At 61.9% G+C, this 2,173-nt stretch carries 3 protein-coding genes; 2 read left to right on the plus strand and 1 reads right to left on the minus strand.

From position 1 onward, the window contains the following. Positions 1-8: 8 nt before the first annotated feature. Entirely contained in the window at positions 9-764 is a 756-nt protein-coding gene (locus H0V78_12955) for a 16S rRNA (uracil(1498)-N(3))-methyltransferase (GenBank protein ID MBA2352648.1), read from the minus strand. Positions 765-885: 121 nt separating this feature from the next. On the opposite strand from H0V78_12955, the gene H0V78_12960 reads away from it, so the two are divergent. Next, positions 886-1,440, plus strand: coding sequence for a thioredoxin family protein (locus H0V78_12960; GenBank protein MBA2352649.1), 555 nt, complete (start codon positions 886-888; stop codon positions 1,438-1,440). A 29-nt stretch (positions 1,441-1,469) separates the two neighbouring features. Then, on the plus strand, positions 1,470-2,173 hold a 704-nt coding region (locus H0V78_12965; protein ID MBA2352650.1), incomplete at its 3' end, for an inositol monophosphatase family protein.

Here is a 2,173-nt window from a genome sequence, read left to right on the forward strand (position 1 = left end):
GCGCCTGCTCACCAATCTCCATACAAGGCCTGCATTGCCGCGAGTGCGGCAGGGCCTGCGGTTTCGGTGCGCAGGATGCGCGGGCCCAAAGCAACCGGAACAAATCCGGCCGTCGCCGTGGCGCGCACTTCGTCGTCCGTGAAGCCGCCTTCCGGCCCGATCAGAACTGTGAGCTTTCGATTCGGCGCTGGGAGTTTACGCAAGCTCGCTGGCGCATCCGGTGACAAAATCAGACGCAATTCGGCTTCGACCGCGCCTTGCTCCGCCTCATCTTTCAGTTGGCCTAACCAATCGGGCAGCGCGATCACCGCGCCGATTTCGGGAATCCGATTGCGACCGCACTGTTCACAGGATGCGACCACGATGTTCCGCCAATGCTGCGCGCGTTTGGCGGCGCGTCCGGCATCGAGCCGCACGACGCTGCGCAGCGTCGTCAACGGTCGTATGCGCGCTGTGCCGAGTTCGACGGCTTTTTGCACCACCCAGTCCATTTTTTCCGCATTCAGCACGGCCTGCGCGAGCGTGATGGCGAGCGGAGACTCGCGCTCGACAGGGTGGAATTCAAGATCGCCGACGACGACAGCGTCCTTGCCGCAATGCGTGACCAGCGCCGTAAATTCGCCGCCGCGGCCATTGAACAGAACGAGACGATCGCCGGTCCGCACGCGCAGAACCTTGAGCGCGTGATGGGCGGCGGCAACCGGCAGCCGAATGTCGGCCCCGGTTTCGAGATCGATCGGGCAATAGAAGCGGGCAAGCGGCATGAAAGGTTGAATGGCGATGAGGCCACCAGGGTAACGGTGAGGACTGCGCGCCGTCGGGGAAGATGTTCGCGCGTGATATTATATGCGCGCGACGCTTCTCCGTCGCCGCGCCAAAATCAACATGAGCGAATCCTCCCCGGTCTGCACGTTCGGCTCCCCAGCCCCCGAATTCGATTTACCCGGCACTGACGGCAAGCGCTACCGCCTCGGCGATGTGCGCGGCAAGAATGGCCTTGTCGTCATGTTCATCTGCAATCACTGCCCTTACGTTAAAGCGGTGCGGACGCGGCTGGTGCGCGATTGCGCCGAACTGCTGCAACATGGCATAGGTTCTATCGCCATCTCGTCGAACGACGTCGCCGATTACCCGGAAGATTCGTTCGACATCATGCGGCAAGTCGCCGAGCAGTTCGCGTTTCCATTTCCTTACGTATGGGATGAATCGCAGGCGACAGCGATGGCTTACGGCGCGGTTTGCACACCCGACTTCTTCGGCTTCAACGCCGGCCTCGAGTTGCAATACCGGGGCCGACTCGATTCTTCAGGGAAAAGTGAAAGCGCCGGTGCGCGACGCGAATTGTTCGAGGCCATGCTGCAAATCGGTAAGACCGGCCGCGGGCCGACCGAGCAAATTCCAAGCATCGGCTGCTCGATCAAATGGAAACGCGACGCCTGATCGAACCGGCGATGCTGCCGGTCGAGGAAATGCTCGAACCCGTGATCGCCGCCGTCAAGGCCGTCGCCGCCGCCGAAATCATGCCGCGCTATCTGCGCGTCGCCCACAAACGCAAGACAGACGGCAGTCTGTACACCGAAGCCGACATTGCCGCGCAGGAAGCGCTATCGCGGAAGCTGCGAGAAATCTACGACGGCGCGATGATCGGCGAAGAGATGACGCGGCTCGAACAGGCCGAACAATGGCTGGCCGGCGATGCCGGCTTATGGTGCGTCGATCCGATCGACGGCACATCGAATTTCGTCAACGGTTTGCCGTACTTCGCGGTTTCGGTCGCACTGATGCAGCACGGCCGCAGCATACTCGGCGTGGTCTACGATCCGGTCTCCGACGAAGTTTTTTATGCGGCGCAAGGCCGCGGCGCTTATCTGAACGGCGAGCCGCTGCCGATCAAGGATCGCGCGCCGGCGTTGCGAGAGGCCATGGCGAGCGTCGACTTCAAACGACTGACGCCAAAGCTTGCCGAGCACCTAGCCACCGAACCGCCGTATTCGTCGGCGCGCAACTACGGCGCCAGTACGCTTGAATGGTGTTACACCGCAGCGGGCCGTTTCGATCTGTATCTGCATGGCGGCCAGAAACTGTGGGATTACGCAGCCGGCTCGCTGATCCTGAAGGAAGCCGGCGGTTCGATGTGCACCTTGAATCGCGACGATTTCTGGGCCGGGCGGCT

The sequence above is a fragment of the Burkholderiales bacterium genome, from assembly GCA_013695435.1.
GTDB lineage: Bacteria > Pseudomonadota > Gammaproteobacteria > Burkholderiales > JACMKV01 > JACMKV01.

Bases quoted from the DNA above. Each gene is read 5' to 3' on its own strand.
- H0V78_12955 (MBA2352648.1), bottom strand. From the start codon at position 764: ATGCCGCTTGCCCGCTTCTATTGCCCGATCGATCTCGAAACCGGGGCC.
- H0V78_12960 (MBA2352649.1), top strand. From the start codon at position 886: ATGAGCGAATCCTCCCCGGTCTGCACGTTCGGCTCCCCAGCCCCCGAA.